The organism is Arenimonas sp. SCN 70-307, from assembly GCF_001724815.1.
GTDB lineage: Bacteria > Pseudomonadota > Gammaproteobacteria > Xanthomonadales > Xanthomonadaceae > Arenimonas.
This window is the reverse complement of the sequence record NZ_MEDO01000018.1, coordinates 14,513-29,545: the sequence shown is the minus strand read 5'-3', so window position 1 is coordinate 29,545 and position 15,033 is coordinate 14,513. Positions and strand designations below refer to the sequence as shown.

Here is a 15,033-nt window from a genome sequence, read left to right as displayed (position 1 = left end):
GTCAGCGGGCCTCCGGGAAAGCCGCCACGCACTTGAGCTCGATGGCGATCGGCGTGGGCAGGGCGGTGATGCCCAGCGTGGTGCGGCAGGGCGCCTTGTTCACGTCCGGGAAGTACTCGGCCCAGACGCCGTTGTAGGCCTGGAAGTCGCGCTGCATGTCGGTGAGGTAGACGGTAACGTCCACCAGCCAGTCCCAGCGGCAGTGGCTGGCCTCGAGCACGGCGCGCACGTTGGCGAACACCGAGTGGCACTGGGTGACGATGTCGTAGTCGATCAGCCGGCCGGCGGCGTTGTAGACGTTGCCCGGGATGGCGTTGCTGCCCGGGGTGCGCGGGCCGATGCCCGAGAGGAACAGCAGCTGGCCGACGCGGCGCGCGTGCGGGTAGCGACCGACCGGCTGCGGTGCGGTATCGGTGCGGATGATCTCGCTCATGCGCTTTCCCCCATGCGGCCACGGATGTGTTTCATCGCCAGGGCGTAGGCTTCGGGCAGCTCGGCCGGGCAGTCCACGCCCATGCCCAGCTCGCGAACGCGGCCGTCGAGCAGGGAATACACCCAGCCGTGCACGCTCAGCTTCTGGCCGCGGCTCCAGGCGTCCTGGACGATGGTGGTCTGGCAGACGTTGACCACCTGCTCGACCACGTTCAGCTCGCACAGGCGGGCGTGGCGCAGGGACTCGAGCTCGGCCTCGGCCAGCAGGCGCTCGTGCTTGGCGGCCACGTCGGCCACGTGCCGCAGCCAGTTGTCGGCCAGGCCTACGCGCGCGCCGGTGAGCGCGGCATGCACGCCGCCGCAGCCGTAGTGGCCCACCACCAGGATGTGCTCGACCTTGAGCACGTCCACCGCGAACTGGATGGTGCTCAGGCAGTTGAGGTCGGTGTGCACCACCAGGTTGGCCACGTTGCGGTGCACGAACACTTCGCCCGGCTGCAGGCCGGTGATCTGGTTGGCCGGCACGCGCGAGTCCGAGCAGCCGATCCACAGGTACTTGGGCGCCTGCAGCTGCGAAAGGCGGCGGAAGAACTGCGGGTCTTCGGCCCGCACCTTCTCGGCCCACTCCTTGTTGCGATCGAGCAATTCCTTCAGCGGCATCGGTTCAGTCCAGTGCAATGGTGACGTTCTTGGCCTCGGTGAAGAAGCGCATCGCTTCCCAGCCGCCCTCGCGGCCCAGGCCCGACTGCTTCACGCCGCCGAAGGGCGTGCGCAGGTCGCGGTTCATCCAGGTGTTGACCCACACGATGCCCGCTTCGAGCGCCCCGGCCACGCGGTGGGCGCGGGCCAGGTCGCGGGTCCAGACGCTGGCGGCCAGGCCGTAGGGCGTGGCGTTGGCCAGGGCCAGGGCCTCGGCCTCGGTGTCGAAGGCCTGCAGGGTGACCACGGGGCCGAAGATTTCCTCGGTGTTGCTGCGGCAGGCCGGGCCCAGGCCCTCGATGACGGTGGGGGCGATGAACCAGCCGTCGGCGCAGCGTCCCGCCGGGCGGATGGCCTCGCCGCCGCAGAGCACGCGGCCGCCTTCCTCGCGGGCGCGGGTCAGGCAGGCCATCACCTTGTCGAAGTGCGCCCGCGACACCACCGGGCCCATCTGCGTGGCCGCCTCGGCCGGGTCGCCGACCACCAGGGCGCGGGCGCGCGCCACCAGGGCGTCGCGCACCTCGTAGTAGGCGCTGCGCTCGACCAGCAGGCGCGAGCCGCACAGGCAGATCTGGCCGGAGTTGAGGAAGGCCGAGCGCACCAGGGTGTCGATGAGTTTTTCGCGCGGCGCGTCGGCGAAGACCAGGGTGGCGTTCTTGCCGCCGAGCTCGAGCGAGGTCTTTTTCAGCGAACGCGCGCAGGCCTCGCCGATGCGCAGGCCGACCGCGGTGCTGCCGGTGAAGCTGACCGCCTTGACCCGTGGGTGCGCCACCAGCGGCTCGCCCACCGACGGGCCGCGGCCGTGCACGATGTTGAGCACGCCGGCCGGCAGGCCGACCTCGCGCGCCAGCTCGCCCAGCATCCAGGCGGTGACCGGCGTGACTTCCGACGGCTTGCCCACCACGCAATTGCCCGCGGCCAGGGCCGGGGCGATCTTCCAGGTGAACAGGTACAGCGGCAGGTTCCAGGGGCTGATGCAGGCCACTACGCCCAGCGGCTGGCGCAGGGTGTAGTGCAGGGCGCCGGGCGCCGAATGCGATTCACTGGCGAACTGGGTGGCCGCGGCGGCGAAGAAGCGCAGGTTGGCGGCGGCGCGCGGGATGTCGAGCGAACGCGCCAGGGCCAGCGGCTTGCCGGCGTCGCGCGATTCGGCGCGGGCGAAATCCTCGAGCCGGGCCTCGAGCGCATCGGCCAGGCGGTTCATCCAGGCGGCGCGCTCGCTGGCCGGCAGGGCCGACCAGGCGGGGAACGCGGCTTCGGCGGCGGCCACCGCGTCGGCCACGTCGTCGGCGCTGCCGTCGGGGCAATGGGCGAAGACCTCGCCGGTGGCCGGGTCGTGCACGTCGAGCCAGGCGCCGTCGCGGGCGGCCCGGGCGTTACCGCCGATCAAGTGGCTCAGTCGCAGCGTCATGCCGGCAAGCTTACCCGCCACGCCTTCCGTACGGACAGGTTGGGAGCGCGTCAGCCCTGGCAGTGCTGGCAGAAGTACAGCCGCCGCCCGCCCAGCTCGCGCCGCACCACCAGGTCGCCGCAGCGCGGGCAGGGCTCGCCCTCGCGGTCGAACACCTTGAAGCGGAAGCCCGCCGGGGTGTCGGTGAGGTAGTCGGCGCGCATGCCGGCGGCCGGCTCGATGCCGCGGGTGCGGTAGCTGGCGCGCGGCACGTCGAGCAGGGCCCTGGCCAGCTTGCGCACCTCGGCGGCCGACAGGTCGGCGGGGCGGCGATCGGGGGCGATGCCGGCCTCGAACAGCACCTCCGAGCGCAGGTAGTTGCCCATGCCGGCCAGGAAGGCCTGGTCGAGCAGCAGGGCCACCAGCGCGCGGCCGGCGAAGCGCGGCTCGCGCAGGCGCGCGGCCACGGCCTTCGCGTCCAGGCGCGTGTCGAGCACGTCGGGGCCGAGCTTGGCCAGGAAGGGGTGGCGGTGCAGCTCGTCGGTCTTCCACATCTGCACGTCGGAGGCCGAGTACAGCAGGATGGCGCGCTCGTCGGTCTCCAGCGCCACGCGCAGCGAGCGGCCCTCGTCGGGGCGTTCGCCGGCGGCGGCCACGCGCCACACGCCGTAGAGCTGGTTGTGCGAGTACAGGCTCAGGCCGTGGTCGAAGTGCGTCAGCAGCGCCTTGCCGTGCGGCTCGATGGCGGTGATGGTGCGGCCCACGAGCGTCTTCTGGTGCCGCTTGAGCTCGGGGAAATGGAACCAGACGCTGGCCAGGGGGCGGCCGAGCACGGCCTCGGCGAGGCGGTCGGCGGCGCGGCGGATCTCGGGACCTTCAGGCATGGCGGCAGTGTCGCGGCGGCCGCGTGCAGGCGGCGTGTGGCTCAGCCGCGGCTGGGCGGCACCTGCTGCGGGTCGTGGTATTCGAAGCCCAGCGAGCCGTCCTGCACCCGCGCCACGCGCGCGCCGACCAGCACCGCCGGGCCGGGTTCGTCGAAGAACACCAGCTGCACCACTTCGGCCACGTCCAGCTGGCAACCCTCGGGCCGGAACAGGCCACAGCCGCCCTCCGAAAGGTCCACGACCTCGCCCAGCCAGGCATCCTCGCCGCGGATCACCATCACCCGGGCGGCGTAGGGGACGCGGGTCGCGAATCGGTGCTCGGTCATCGGCGGGCCCTCACAGCGACTTCGTGCGGCCGCCGTCGACCGGCAGGTTGATGCCGTTGACGTAGCCGGCGGCGGGCGAGGCGAGGAAGGCGATGGCCGCGGCCACTTCCGCCGGTTCGGCGAAGCGGCCGGCGGGCACCGTCGCCAGCATGCCGCGGGCGATTTCGTCGGCGGGCTTGCCGGTGGCGGCGGCGCGCTCGGCCAGGATCTGGTCCAGGCGCTGGGTGCGGGTGTAGCCGGGCAGCACGTTGTTGACGGTGATGCCATCCGGGCCGAGTTCGGAAGCGAGGGTCTTGGCCCAGCTGGCCACCGCGCCGCGGATGGTGTTGGAAACGCCGAGGTTGGCGATCGGCTCCTTCACCGAGGTGGAAATGACGTTGACGATGCGGCCCCAGCCGGACGCGCGCATGCCCGGCAGCACGGCCTGCACCAGGACCTGGCCGGCCACGAGGTGCTGGCGGAACACCGCCACGTAGGCCTCCGGGTCGGCACCGTGGGCCGGTCCGCCCGGCGGGCCGGCGGTGTTGTTGACCAGGATGTGCACCGGCTGCGCGGCGGCCAGGGCGTCAACCGCCGCCCGGAGGCCGGCGGCATCGCCGGCGTCGGCGGCGACGTGGCCATGCCGCTGCGACGGATCCGGCGTGGGCAACGAGGCCACGACGTCGCGCAGCCGCTCCGGGCGTCGCGCCAGCACGGTGACGCTGGCGCCGCGGGCCGCCAGGGCCTGGGCCGTGGCCAGGCCGATGCCCTCGGAACCGCCGCAGACCAGGGCGTGCCGCCCGCTGAGTTCAAGCGCCATGGCGTGTCTCCTGTCGCGGCTCAGTCGCGGCCGGTGAGCGGGTTCTTCACGGGCTGCACCATGCGCTCGCGCAGCTCCTCGTCGTCCTCGCCGCGCGGCGGCTCGAGTTCCTCGAGGTCCAGGCCCCAGGCCTCGGCGTCCTCGGCGTCCATGCCGTCGAGGGCGCGGAACTCGGCGTCCATCAGGGCGGCGCGGGCCACGTCCTCGCTTTCGTAGATGTTGACCCGGCCATCGCAGTCGAAGACCTCGGCCACGCCGCTGTCGAGCACGCGCAGGCGCGACCAGACGATCATGCGGGGCAGGGCGGCCAGCCACCACTGGTCGTTGTCGTGGGTGTTCTCGTCGCTCATGCGCGGGTCCTCATTGCAGTCCGATCAGCAGCACCAGGCCGGCGGCGCCGAACAGGGCCAGCCAGCCGCTGCCGGCGGCGATGCCGCCGAAGAAGTTCAGGGAATGGTCGCGGGCGGCGCGGTGCCGCCAGCACATCAGCCACCAGCTGTAGAGCCAGCCGCCGTCCTCGCCGCCCTCGGGCAGCGGGATGGCCTTGTCGATCTGCTGGCGGAAGGCCAGCGCCCGGAATCCGAAATGCGCCGGCCCGGCGGAGCCCGCCAGGCCCAGCATCAGGAAGATCAGCAGTGAACCCGGGCCGGTCTCCATCGCCTCAGAACGTCGCCAGGCCGGGCGCGCGCGGGTAGGGGATGGCGTCGCGGATGTTGGCCAGGCCGCAGGTGTAGACCACCAGGCGCTCGAAGCCCAGGCCGAAGCCGGCGTGCGGCACGGTGCCGTAGCGGCGGAAGTCGCGGTACCACTGGTAGTGGGCCGGGTCGAGCCCGAACTGGGCCATGCGCTGGTCGAGCACGTCCAGGCGCTCCTCGCGCTGGCTGCCGCCGATGATTTCGCCGATGCCCGGGGCCAGCACGTCCATGGCGGCGACGGTCTTCCCGTCGTCGTTGATGCGCATGTAGAAGGCCTTGATCTGCTCCGGGTAGTTCATCACCACCACCGGGCGGCCGACGTGGACCTCGGTGAGCCAGCGCTCGTGCTCGGTCTGCAGGTCCAGGCCCCACTCGACCGGGAAGTCGAACTTGTGGCCGGAGTTCTGCAGCAGCGACACCGCCTCGGTGTAGTCGATGCGCTCGAAGGGCGAGTCGATGAAGGTCTCGAGACGGGTGATGGCGTCCTTCTGCACGCGCTCGGCGATGAAGGCCATGTCGTCGCCGCGCTCGTCGAGCACGGCGCGGAAGAGGTACTTGAGGAAGGCCTCGGCAAGGTCGGCGTTGGCGGCCAGGTCGGCGAAGGCGATCTCCGGCTCGATCATCCAGAACTCGGCCAGGTGGCGCGTGGTGTGCGAGTTCTCGGCGCGGAAGGTCGGGCCGAAGGTGTAGACCTTGCTCAGGGCCAGGCAGTAGGCCTCGACGTTGAGCTGGCCGGAGACGGTGAGGAAGGTTTCCTTGCCGAAGAAGTCCTTGCCGAAGTCCACCGCGCCGTCCTTGCCGCGGGGCAGGTTGGCCAGGTCGAGCGTGGAAACGCGGAACATCTGCCCCGCGCCCTCGGCGTCGGAGGTGGTGATGATCGGCGTGGAGATCCAGTAGAAGCCCTGCTCGTGGAAGAAGCGGTGCACGGCCTGGGCCAGGCAGTGGCGGATGCGGGTGACGGCGCCGAAGAGGTTGGTGCGCGGGCGCAGGTGCGCCACTTCGCGCAGGAACTCCAGCGAGTGCGCCTTGGGCTGGATCGGGTAGGTCTCCGGGTCGTCGACCCAGCCCACCACCTCGACGGCGCTGGCCTGCAGCTCGAAGCCCTGGCCCTGGCCCTGCGAGGGCACCAGCCGGCCGGTGGCGACCACCGCGCAGCCGGCGGTGAGGCGCTTCACCTCGTCCTCGTAGTTGGGCAGGCTGTCGGGCGCGACCACCTGGATGGGCGCGAAGCAGGAGCCGTCGCTGACGTTCACGAAGCTCAGCCCGGCCTTGGAGTCGCGCCGGGTGCGAACCCAGCCGCGGACCGTGACTTCGCCACCCGGGGCGACCACGCCCGAGAGCGCCTGCTGGACGCTTACCACTGCCATGCCTTGTTTCCCTGCCCCTGCGGGCCCATCTGGTGAAGAGCGCAAGGATAACCGCAGGCGCGGGCCAGCGCAGCGCCGCTATACTGTTCGCCCGCCAAGCCCCCGATAAGCACGGACCCCGCCATGGCCATCACGCTCACCCCCGCCGCCGCCAACCGCATCCGCAGCTACCAGGCCGACTCGCCCGGGACCCTGGGCCTGCGCTTCGGCGTGCGCAAGTCCGGCTGCACGGGCTTTGCCTATGTCATCGACATGGCCAGCGAGGCCGGCCCGGACGACCACGTCTTCGAGTCGGCCGGCGTGAAGGTCTTCGTGGACGCCGACAGCCTGCCCCAGGTGGACGGCACCGAGATCGACTTCGCCAGCCAGGGCCTCAACCAGCAGTTCGTCTTCCGCAACCCGAACGTCGAGGACGCCTGCGGCTGCGGCGAGTCCTTCTCCACCAGGGCCTGACGCGCCCCAAGTGCTTGAACTTGCGCGGGAAACCCCGCCTCGGGCATAATGCCGGGCTCCCCATCCCGGGGAGACCTTGCTCCACGGCGGATGGCCATCCATCCCAGGCCGGGGGCTGCCAGGCCGAATCAGCGGCCGCATCCACAAGGAAAATCCCATGCGTCACTATGAAGTCGTGTTCATGGTCCATCCGGACCAGAGCGAGCAGGTGCCGGCCATGATCGAGCGCTACAAGGCGCTGATCGAGGGCGACAACGGCAAGATCCACCGTCTCGAGGACTGGGGCCGCCGCCAGCTGGCCTACGCCATCGACAACCTCGTCAAGGCCCACTACGTGCTCATGAACATCGAGTGCGGCAAGGCCGTGCTCACCGAGCTCGTCGACGGTTTCCGCTTCAACGACGCGGTGCTGCGCCACATGGTCATCGCCCGCGAAGAGGCCGTCACCGAGCAGTCCCTGATCATGAAGAGCAAGGACGAGAAGGGCGAGCGCCGTCCGCGCCGCGACGATGACGAAAACAGCATCGGCACGTCCAGCGACGACGCCGCCTGAGCCCCGGGACTAGGAGACCGACATGAGCAAGTTTTTCCGCCGCCGCAAGTTCTGCAAGTTCACGGCCGAGGGCGTCAAGGAGATCGACTACAAGGATCTCAACACCCTGCGCCAGTACCTGACCGAGAACGGCAAGATCGTGCCGAGCCGCATCACCGGCACCAAGGCCAAGTACCAGCGCCAGCTGCAGACCGCGATCAAGCGCGCCCGCGAGCTGGCCCTGATCCCGTACACCGACAACCACCAGAACTGATCCTGACGGACAGCCTCAGTTGCGGGGCCCCGCGTCCCGCTAACGTTACGGAGTAAATGAAATGGAACTGATCCTCCTGCAGAAGGTCGTCAACCTCGGCGGCCTGGGCGACAAGGTCAAGGTCAAGCCGGGCTACGGCCGCAACTACCTGATCCCCTACGGCAAGGCCGTGCCGGCCACCGCCGACAACGTGGCCGCCTTCGAGGCCAAGCGCGCCGAGTACGAGGCCAAGGCCAACGCCGTGCTCGCCGACGCCGAGGCCCGCAAGGCCAAGCTCGAGGGCGCCAGCGTCACCATCGCCGCCAATGCCTCCACCGAAGGCAAGCTGTTCGGTTCGGTCGGCCCGCGCGACATCGCCGAGGCCTTCACCGCCGCCGGCTTCCCGCTCGAGAAGAACGAGGTGGTGCTGGGCGAAGGCCCGCTGCGCCGCACCGGCGAGTTCGAGATCGAAGTGCGCCTGCACGCCGACGTCGAGACCACCGTCAAGGTCGTGGTCGAAGCCGAAGCCTGATCCTGCCGCAAGGCAAGGTCCCGAAGGCCGCCCCCCGGGGCGGCCTTCGCGTTTCCGGGTCCCTGCCGGCGTCTCGCCGGGTGAGATTCCCACCGGTTATACACAGGCTTATGCCTGTCGGCCCCGGCGAGGGATCGCTAGGATGTCGGGCCGGAGCGCTGTCGCCCCGAATGCAACCCAAGACCCAAGGCGCCCATGTCTGCACGCCCCGATTCCTTCCGCAACGAACCCAGGATCGACGCCCTGCGGGTGCCGCCGCAGTCGGTGGAGGCCGAGCAGGCCGTGCTGGGCGGCCTGATGCTGGCGCCCGAGTCGCTCGACCGGGTCGGCGACTTCCTCACCGAACACGATTTCTACCGCCGCGACCACCGGCTCATCTACCGCGGCATCCGCGAGCTGAGCGAGAAGAACAAGCCCTTCGACGCCGTCACCCTCGGCGAGTGGTTTGAGGCCAATGGCCTGGGCGAGCAGATCGGCGGCACCGGTTACCTGGTCGAGCTGGCCTCCACCACGCCCTCGGCGGCCAACATCCGCGCCTACGCCGAGATCGTGCGCGAGAAGTCGGTGCTGCGGCAGCTGATCGAGGCCGGCACCGAAATCGTCAACGACGGCTTCCAGCCCGAGGGGCGCGACAGCCAGGAAGTGCTGTCGGCGGCCGAGCAGCGCGTGTTCAAGATCGCCGAGCAGGGCCGCCGCGGCCGCGCCGACTTCGTCACCCTGCGCGACGCGATGAAGGAAGCCTTCCAGGTCCTGCAGGAGCGCTACGAGAACCAGGGCAACGTCACCGGCCTGCCCACCGGCTTCAACGACCTCGACGAACTCACCGCCGGCCTGCAGCCGTCGGACCTGATCATCCTGGCGGCGCGCCCGGCCATGGGCAAATGCCTGTCGGCCGATGCCGAGATCGTGCAGGAAGACGGCTCGATCGCCACCATCGGCGAAATTTGCGCCCGCCGCGAGGCGCGCCTGGCAACGCTGGGCGACGACCTGCGCCTGGCCTGGACGGCGCCCTCCGACTTCGTCGACGACGGCCACAAGCCCACCTTTGAAGTCACCACGCGTCTCGGTCGCCGGGTCGAGGCCACCGCGCCGCATCCTTTCCTGACGCTCGAGGGCTGGAAGCCTCTTCTGGAGCTGTCGCAGGGCGACTACGTGGCCGTGCCGCGCCAGCTGCCCGTGTTCGGCAACCAGCCCCTGCGCGAGTGCGAGCTCACCCTGCTGGCCTACCTGGTGGGCGATGGTGGCCTGACCGGCAGCCAGCCGCGCTTCACCAACTCCAATCCGCAGATCGTTGCCGACTTCGAGGCCGCCGTCGCGGCCTTCGGCGGCGTGCTCGCCACGCCCATCGCCACCGGCGAGCGCACGCCCGGCTGGGGCATCCGCGCCGATGCCGGGGCCGTGGCCGGGGGACGCCGTCGCTTCGCAGCCGGCATCGACCAGGCGCTGTCGGCGCATCCTGCGCCCGCCCGCGCCGTGGCCGCGGCCATCGGCGCCAGTCCGGCCTCGCTGACGCACTGGCGCCAGGGCCAGTGCGTGCCGGACGCGGCCACCACCGCCCGCCTGTGCCAGGTGCTGGCCATCGAGCCGGGTCCGTCCGGGCTCGACGCCGCTGCGGGCCGCCGCAACCAGCCCAATGCCGTCACCCAGTGGCTGCGCGAGCTGGGCCTGATGGGGCAGGGCGCCGCCACCAAGCATCTGCCCGCGCCGGTGTTCACCCTGCCGCGCGAACAGCTGGCGCACTTCCTCAACCGCCTGTTCGCCACCGATGGCTGGGCCACCGTGCTGGCCAGCGGCCAGGCGCAGGTGGGCTATGCCAGCACCTCGGGGCGGCTGGCGCGCCAGCTGCAGCACCTCCTCCTGCGCTTCGGCATCGTGGCCAAGCTGCGCCAGCGCTGGGTGAAGTACCGCGACGCGCGCCGCCCGGCCTGGCAGCTCGACATCACCGATGCCGACTCGCTGCGCACCTTCTGCGGCGAGATCGGCATCCACGGCAAGCAGCCCGCGGTCGAAGCCGTGCAGGCCGCGCTCGCCGGCCGCAAGGCGCACAGCAACGTCGACCTCGTGCCCGCGCCGGTGTGGAAGCTCGTGGAGCAGGCGAAGGGATCGATGTCCTGGGCCGAGCTGGCGCGTCGCTGCGGCTTCAACGCCAGCAACCTGCACGTTGGCAAGCGCGGACTTTCGCGCCCGCGCCTGGCGCGCATCGCCATGGTGCTGGGCGACGCGCGCCTGTCCCGACTCGCCTCGAGCGACGTCGTCTGGGACCGCATCGAATCCATCCGCTGCACCGGCGTGCAGCAGGTCTACGACCTCACCGTGCCCGGCACGCACAACTTCATCGCCAACGACGTCTGCGTGCACAACACCACCCTGGCGCTCAACATCGCCGAATACGGCGCCATCAAGACCAAGAAGGCGGTGGCGGTGTATTCCATGGAAATGTCGTCGCCGCAGCTGGCGTTCCGACTGATTTCCTCCATCGGCCGCATCAACGCCACCCGCCTGCGCACCGGCCAGCTCGAGGACGAGGACTGGTCGCGCGTGAACATGGCCATCAAGATGCTGTCGGACGTGAAGGTGTTCATCGACGACACGCCGGCGCTGTCGCCCGACGTGCTGCGCTCGAAGGCGCGCCGCATCAAGCGCGAGCACGACCTGGGCCTGATCGTGGTCGACTACCTGCAGCTGATGCAGGTGCCGGGCACCGGCGAGAACCGCACCAACGAGATCTCCGAGATCTCGCGTTCGCTCAAGGCCCTGGCCAAGGAGCTCAACGTGCCGGTGATCGCGCTCTCGCAGCTCAACCGCGGCCTCGAGTCGCGCACCGACAAGCGCCCGGTCATGGCCGACCTGCGCGAGTCGGGCGCCATCGAGCAGGACGCCGACATCATCATGTTCATCTACCGCGACGAGTACTACCACAAGGATTCGGCCGACAAGGGCCTGGCCGAGGTGATCATCGCCAAGCAGCGTTCCGGCCCCACCGGCATGGTCAAGCTCAAGTTCTTCGGCGAGTACACCCGCTTCGACAACCTGGCCCGCGACAGCGTCGGCAGCTTCGAATAAGCGGCCCCGGCCCGGGCTAGAATCCGGCCATGGACGACACCGCCCGCCCGACCCGCATCCGCGTCGACCTCGACGCGATAACGCACAACCTGCAGGCCCTGCAGGCGCATGCGGGCGTGCCGGCGATGGCCATCATCAAGGCCAATGCCTACGGCCACGGCCTGGTACCGGTGGGCCGGCACCTGCAGGCCGTGGGCGCCCGGCAGCTGGGCGTGGCCTTCCTGGAGGAGGGCGTGGCCCTGCGCCAGGCCGGCGTCACCCTGCCGATCCTGGTGATGGGCGGCATCTTCGGGCCGCAGGCGGCGGCGCTGATCGCCAACGACCTCGAAATCACCGTGTCCTCGCTCGACAAGCTGCGCCAGGTCGAAGCCGCGGCCGAGTCCCTCGGTCGCCAGGCCACGATCCACCTGAAGGTCGACACCGGCATGGAGCGCATCGGCGTGCACAGCTACAGCGCCGGCCCGCTGGTGGAGGCCGCGGCGCGCTCGCGCTGGTGCCGGCTCAAGGGCGTGTACTCGCACCTGGCCTGCGCCGACGACCCGGACTCCGGCATGACCGCGCGCCAGCTCGCGCGCTTCGAGGAAGCCTGCGACCACTTCCGCCGCATCGGTGCGCCGATGCCGCTGCGGCACCTGGCCAACTCCGGCGGCGTGCTGCATTTCCCCGAAACCGCGATGGACATGGTGCGCCCGGGCATCGCCCTGTTCGGCGTGCTGCCCGACCCGGCCTCGCGCGACACGGTCGGCCTGCGCCCGGCGCTCTCGCTCGTCTCGCAGGTGGTCTATTTCAAGGTCGTGCGCGCCGGCAACCCGGTCAGCTACGGCGCCACCTGGGCGCCGCCGGCCGACACCCGGGTGGTGACCGTGCCCATCGGCTACGGCGACGGCTTCCCGCGCTCGCTCAGCTCGCGCGGCCAGGTGCTCATCCGCGGCCAGCGCCACCCCATCGTCGGGCGCGTGTGCATGGACCAGTTCATGGTCGACATCGGCCCCGCCGGAACGGCCTACAACGAAGACGAGGTGGTGCTGATCGGCCGCCAGGACGGCCAGTCCATCGCCTGCGAGGACGTCGCCGCCGCCGCCGGCACCATCCCCTACGAGATCCTGGTCGGGCTCAACACCCGCATCCCGCGCGAGTACACCGGCGGCGCCTGAGCCGTCGCGGCGCCTGCACGGCCGGCCGGCGATCCTGCGCCCATGGCCGACTCCCTGCGCAACCTCGTGCTGGTCCTGGGCGACCAGCTCGACCTTGATTCCGCCGCCTTCGACGGCTTCGAACCGGCCCGCGACGCGGTCTGGATGGCCGAAGTCGCGCACGAGGCGGGGCAGGTGTGGTCCACCCAGGCCCGCATCGCGGTGTTCCTGGCGGCGATGCGCAAGTTCCGCGAGGCCCTGCGCGCCCGCGGCTGGACGGTGCACTACCGCGCGCTCGACCAGCACGAGGCGCCCACGCTCGAAGCCGCCCTGGCCGCCGACCTGGCCACCCTGCGCCCGGCCCGCGTGCTGGCGCTCGAGCCGGGCGAGTGGCGCCTGGCGCAGTCGCTGCCGGCCACCTGCGCCGCGGCCGGCGTCGAGTGGTCGCTGCGCGCCGACCGGCATTTCTACTGCGACCACGACGATTTCCGGGCCTGGGCCAAGGGCCGGCGCGAATACCGCTTGGAGTTCTTCTACCGCTGGCTGCGCAAGCGCGAAGGCGTGCTGATGCAGGGCGGCGAGCCGCTGGGCGGGCGCTGGAACTTCGACGCCGACAACCGCGGCAGCTTCGACCGCCGTGGCCCCGGCCTGCTGCCGGCGCCGCGCGCCTTCCCGCCCGACGCCGGCACGCGCGACGTGCTGGCGCTGGTGGCCGAACGCTTCGCCGGCCACCCGGGCGGCCTCGAGGGCTTCGACTGGCCGCTTGACCGCGCCCAGGCCCTGCAGGCGCTCGACGACTTCATCGCCCACCGCCTGCCGTTGTTCGGCCGCTACCAGGACGCCATGTGGGAAGGCGAACCCTGGCTCTACCACTCGCGGCTGTCGGCGGCCATGAACCTGCGCCTGCTCGGACCGCGCGAGGTCGTGGATGCCGCGGTGGCGGCGTACGAAGCCGGCGCCGCGCCCATCGAAGCCGTGGAGGGCTTCGTGCGCCAGGTACTGGGCTGGCGCGAGTTCGTGCGCGGCATGTACTGGCTGCGCATGCCGGAATTCCTGGACGACAACGCGCTCGACGCGCAGCAGCCGCTGCCGGGTTTCTACTGGACCGCCGACACCGACATGGCCTGCCTGCGCGACGCGCTGGGCCAGTCGCTGCGGCTGGGCTATGCCCACCACATCCAGCGGCTGATGGTGATCGGCCTGTTCGCCCAGCTGCTGGGCGTGCGCCCGCGGGAAATCCACGAGTGGTTCCTGGCGGCCTACGTGGACGCGGTGGAGTGGGTGGAGCTGCCCAACGTGCTGGGCATGTCCCAGTTCGCCGACGGCGGACGCATGGTCAGCAAGCCCTACGTGGCCTCGGGGCGCTACATCGAGCGCATGTCGAACCACTGCGCCGGCTGCCGCTTCAAGCCGGGCGAAGCGACCGGCGCGCGGGCGTGCCCGTTCACCACGCTGTACTGGGATTTCCTCGACCGCCACGCCGACCGCTTCGCCGCGCACCCGCGCACCGCGCTGCAGTGGAAGCACCTGGCCGGCAAGGCGGGCGCAGAAATCGAAGGCATACGCACCCAGGCGGCCGCGTTGCGCGAGCGCCTGGCGGCTGGTTCACGGCCCCGACACCCGCCGGCGGCTTAGCCTTGCCGGCAGTTACCAGCAGGAAGCCCCACATGCAGACCGCCCTGATCACCGGCGCCTCCGGCGGCGTCGCCACCGCCCTCGCCGAACGCCTGCGCGCCCGCAGCTGGCGCCTGGCCCTGGTCACCCGCGACGCAAGCCGGGTGCAGGCGCAGGCCGGCGACCTGGTCATCGAGGCCGACGTCGGCACCGAGCAGGGCGCCGAGTCGGCGATAGCGCAGGCCTGCGAGGCCTTCGGCGCGCCGCCCGCCGCCGTGGCGCACTGCGCCGGCGCGGTGCTGGTGGCGCCGCTGGCGCGCACCAGCGAAGCGCAGTACCGGCAGTGCCTGTCGGCCAACCTCGACAGCGCCTTCTTCGTCTCCAAGGCCTACGCGCCGCGGGTGCAGAAGGCCGGGCAGGGCGGCAGCCTGCTGCTTTTCAGCTCGGTGGCCGCCGGCATCGGCGTGGCCAACCACGCGGCCATCGCCATCGCCAAGGGCGGCGTCGAAGGCCTGGTGCGGGCCCTGGCAGCCGATTTCTCGGCCAGCGGCCTGCGCGTCAACGCCATCGCCCCCGGACTGATGCACACGCCGGCCACCGCCCGCATGCTCTCGAGCGAGGCCTCGGCCAAGGCCATCCGGGCCCAGTACCCGCTGGGGCGGCACGGTGAGGCGGAGGATGCAGCCGCCCTGGGCAGCTTCCTGCTGTCGGAGGAGGCTGGCTGGGTGACGGGGCAGGTGATCGCCCTCGACGGTGGCTTCCAGGCCGTGCGTCCGCTGGTGAGGGGGGCGTGAAACCGCATCGTTTCGCGGTTTGCTGCAATGCAGCAAGACCGTGACCAAAGTCATGATAGGTTCAGTC

General features: G+C 71.0%; 17 protein-coding genes. 8 read left to right on the top strand and 9 right to left on the bottom strand.

The features are described 5' to 3' along the window. Nucleotide 1: 1 nt before the first annotated feature. From ABS41_RS10230 to asnS, 9 genes are read right to left on the bottom strand one after another with little or no spacing between them, the layout of a single operon-like run. Complete coding sequence (locus ABS41_RS10230) at nt 2-433, bottom strand: RidA family protein (RefSeq protein ID WP_290593586.1); 432 nt, start codon at nt 431-433, stop codon at nt 2-4. Beyond that, entirely contained in the window at nt 430-1,092 is a 663-nt protein-coding gene (gene can, locus ABS41_RS10225) for a carbonate dehydratase (RefSeq protein WP_290593584.1), read from the bottom strand. The genes ABS41_RS10230 and can overlap by 4 nt, the downstream gene beginning before the upstream one ends. A 4-nt stretch (nt 1,093-1,096) precedes the next feature. Then, a complete protein-coding gene (locus ABS41_RS10220; protein WP_290593582.1) occupies nt 1,097-2,542 on the bottom strand; it encodes an aldehyde dehydrogenase in 1,446 nt (481 codons plus the stop codon). A 50-nt stretch (nt 2,543-2,592) separates the two neighbouring features. Continuing rightward, a complete protein-coding gene (gene nei / locus ABS41_RS10215) occupies nt 2,593-3,405 on the bottom strand; it encodes an endonuclease VIII (RefSeq protein WP_290593580.1) in 813 nt (270 codons plus the stop codon). A gap of 41 nt (nt 3,406-3,446) precedes the next feature. Further along, nucleotides 3,447-3,731: a PilZ domain-containing protein gene (locus ABS41_RS10210; protein ID WP_290593578.1), complete on the bottom strand. Its 285-nt coding sequence runs from the start codon at nt 3,729-3,731 to the stop codon at nt 3,447-3,449. A 10-nt stretch (nt 3,732-3,741) separates the two neighbouring features. Then, nucleotides 3,742-4,530: an SDR family oxidoreductase gene (locus tag ABS41_RS10205; protein ID WP_290593576.1), complete on the bottom strand. Its 789-nt coding sequence runs from the start codon at nt 4,528-4,530 to the stop codon at nt 3,742-3,744. Between the two features lie 20 nt (nt 4,531-4,550). Further along, the gene (locus tag ABS41_RS10200; protein ID WP_290593574.1) at nt 4,551-4,880 is read right to left on the bottom strand and encodes a hypothetical protein; all 330 of its coding nucleotides are present in this window, start codon (nt 4,878-4,880) and stop codon (nt 4,551-4,553) included. A gap of 10 nt (nt 4,881-4,890) precedes the next feature. Then, complete coding sequence (locus ABS41_RS10195; RefSeq protein ID WP_290593572.1) at nt 4,891-5,187, bottom strand: hypothetical protein; 297 nt, start codon at nt 5,185-5,187, stop codon at nt 4,891-4,893. Nucleotides 5,188-5,191: 4 nt separating this feature from the next. Then, entirely contained in the window at nt 5,192-6,592 is a 1,401-nt protein-coding gene (gene asnS, locus ABS41_RS10190; protein WP_290593570.1) for an asparagine--tRNA ligase, read from the bottom strand. Nucleotides 6,593-6,715: 123 nt separating this feature from the next. On the opposite strand from asnS, the gene ABS41_RS10185 reads away from it, so the two are divergent. The 8 genes from ABS41_RS10185 (at nt 6,716) to ABS41_RS10150 (ending at nt 14,966) form a co-directional block, all read left to right on the top strand. Further along, nucleotides 6,716-7,045: an iron-sulfur cluster assembly accessory protein gene (locus ABS41_RS10185; RefSeq protein ID WP_290593568.1), complete on the top strand. Its 330-nt coding sequence runs from the start codon at nt 6,716-6,718 to the stop codon at nt 7,043-7,045. A gap of 157 nt (nt 7,046-7,202) precedes the next feature. After that, complete coding sequence (rpsF, locus tag ABS41_RS10180) at nt 7,203-7,598, top strand: 30S ribosomal protein S6 (protein WP_290593566.1); 396 nt, start codon at nt 7,203-7,205, stop codon at nt 7,596-7,598. A gap of 22 nt (nt 7,599-7,620) precedes the next feature. Next, entirely contained in the window at nt 7,621-7,851 is a 231-nt protein-coding gene (gene rpsR / locus ABS41_RS10175; RefSeq protein ID WP_034220475.1) for a 30S ribosomal protein S18, read from the top strand. 61 nt (nt 7,852-7,912) lie between these two features. Next, a complete protein-coding gene (gene rplI / locus ABS41_RS10170) occupies nt 7,913-8,362 on the top strand; it encodes a 50S ribosomal protein L9 (RefSeq protein ID WP_290593561.1) in 450 nt (149 codons plus the stop codon). Nucleotides 8,363-8,557: 195 nt separating this feature from the next. Further along, complete coding sequence (gene dnaB / locus ABS41_RS10165) at nt 8,558-11,425, top strand: replicative DNA helicase (RefSeq protein WP_290593559.1); 2,868 nt, start codon at nt 8,558-8,560, stop codon at nt 11,423-11,425. A 29-nt stretch (nt 11,426-11,454) separates the two neighbouring features. Next, a complete protein-coding gene (gene alr / locus ABS41_RS10160) occupies nt 11,455-12,579 on the top strand; it encodes an alanine racemase (protein WP_290593557.1) in 1,125 nt (374 codons plus the stop codon). A 42-nt stretch (nt 12,580-12,621) separates the two neighbouring features. After that, nucleotides 12,622-14,193, top strand: a complete 1,572-nt coding sequence (locus tag ABS41_RS10155) for a cryptochrome/photolyase family protein (protein WP_290593555.1) — start codon at nt 12,622-12,624, stop codon at nt 14,191-14,193. Nucleotides 14,194-14,225: 32 nt separating this feature from the next. Beyond that, a complete protein-coding gene (locus ABS41_RS10150; RefSeq protein WP_290593553.1) occupies nt 14,226-14,966 on the top strand; it encodes an SDR family oxidoreductase in 741 nt (246 codons plus the stop codon). Nucleotides 14,967-15,033: the final 67 nt, after the last annotated feature.